The sequence below is a fragment of the Pseudoflavonifractor phocaeensis genome, assembly GCF_016901735.1.
In the GTDB taxonomy this organism is placed as follows: domain Bacteria; phylum Bacillota; class Clostridia; order Oscillospirales; family Oscillospiraceae; genus Pseudoflavonifractor_A.
In genome coordinates this window covers 1-1745 of the sequence record NZ_JACLZC010000132.1, presented here as the reverse complement: position 1 = coordinate 1745, position 1745 = coordinate 1, and the positions used below count along the sequence as shown (strand labels likewise).

The window sequence follows — 1745 nt, the reverse complement described above, 5'->3', positions numbered from 1 at the left end:
GATCTCCGCTCATCCTCGGTGTAGCTCTCCACCGGTAAGTCAAAGATGCTGCGACAAGCTGCATCGTCCAGGGCCTTGCCGCTATCCGTCAAACCGCACAGCACGGCGTGTTCTGTGCGGCTGGAGCCTGAAACCAGGGTGACAGTATAAAGGGCTATCTGGCACGGCTCCTGCACCGTCGGGATGGTCAGCACTCCCTCGTTGGCACACTCCAGCTCGTGGAGAATCCCACGGCCTATGATACTGGACAGGGTAATCTGTCCGGCCTTGGGTTTGAAGTCCTTTGCCATGCCGTACATCTTCTGGCTGCGATAGGGCCGGTTCCTGCTTCCCGTCCAGTAGTAGAACAGCACCGGCAGTTCCCGATACTCCGTGGCCGTGATCGTACGGCTGGATTCGTCAATCACAAAACGGCAATCATCGTTCTTTTCATTATAACGAGTAAAAAACCATTTGGTAATCTCCCAGAGGTCGTTATTCAGCTCCTGTCCACGGCGGTTCACATACTTGGGGTTGATCTTCACTTTTTCGGCCAACTCCTTGGTGAAGGTGGTAAACAGAATATCCTCCGCTGCGGAAACGGTCTGCCGGTTATCGTCCTCGTGGGTACTCAGGGTCTGCCGGTATGCCTGCTCAATCTGCGCCCTGGGCCGCAACCGCTGGGCAATGACCGAAAAGGCTGCTTTTACATCATCCGTAAAACCGCCCAGCACGTCATCGGTAATGCCAAAGACACCGTCTGTCACCAGCATCCGCTTGTTGACCAGCTCCAGCTTGCGAACATCGGCAAAGTTGTTCTTGTCGATGAAGGCCACAGACAGCACATCGTTCTCCTGACCCAGCCGGTGGCAGCGGTCGATACGCTGCTCCAGCTTTAAGGTGTTATACGGCAGGTCGTAGTGGATGATGAAAGCAGCCTCCTCCAGATTGAAGCCCTTGGCACCGTTATCGGTGGAAATCAGCACCTCGCCATCCTCCTTGAACTGGCGGATCACGGAGTAATCGGCGCTGCCGTTGTAGGCCAGAGTGCGGTACCGGCCGGAAAGAAGATTCTGGAGCATCTTCTGGGTTTCCACGCTCTCGGTGAAGATAACCGCTTTCTGTTTGGCTCCCGTTTTCTTCATAAGGGAAAATCCCTGTTTGAGAACGGTCAGCAGCTCACCGGCCTTGGCATCCTGGGGAATGCTTTCGGCTGCGGTCTGAATCTCTTGCCATTGGCTTAGTTCCTCCGCTGCGTTTTCCAGCCCCCGGAGCCGCTTGACGATACCTTGGATGGTTTGCAAAATTGCCGCCGTAGAGGAACCCAACAGGCCAAGTAACCGTAGAGCCAGGTCATATTGGTTCATTTCGGGAAAGGCTTTCTTTTCCGGCTGGTTGATGTAGGCATACAGCAGCTCATAGAGCTGCCGCTCTGCCTTGCCGGGGGTGTACTCCACGGTCAGCAGCACACGCTCCGTCACCTTGGCGTAGTGCTTGGCCTGGGAACGGAGGGTACGGAAACAATAGCGGCTGACCTGTTCGCTGAGTTCCGGGTAGTTCTCCGGTCGGCGCAGATACCGGGCCAGAAACTCTTTTTCTCCCGGTAGCAGCGTTTCGTCGATGAACCAGATCAGACCGTACAAGTCCATGATGTTCTTTTCGATGGGGGTGCCGGTGAGCAGCAGCTTGAAGGAGTCTCCGGCGATCCGCTTGAGGGCCTTGGCCTGTTTGTTGTCCTCCTGGTAGACCGGAGAGAGGGCATTGGC

General features: G+C 55.8%; 1 protein-coding gene. It reads right to left on the bottom strand.

Annotated features, from left to right (window positions below):
- Window positions 1-1745, bottom strand: a 1745-nt coding sequence (locus tag H7U37_RS14755; RefSeq protein ID WP_204876894.1) for a helicase-related protein, incomplete at both ends; no start/stop codon positions are given.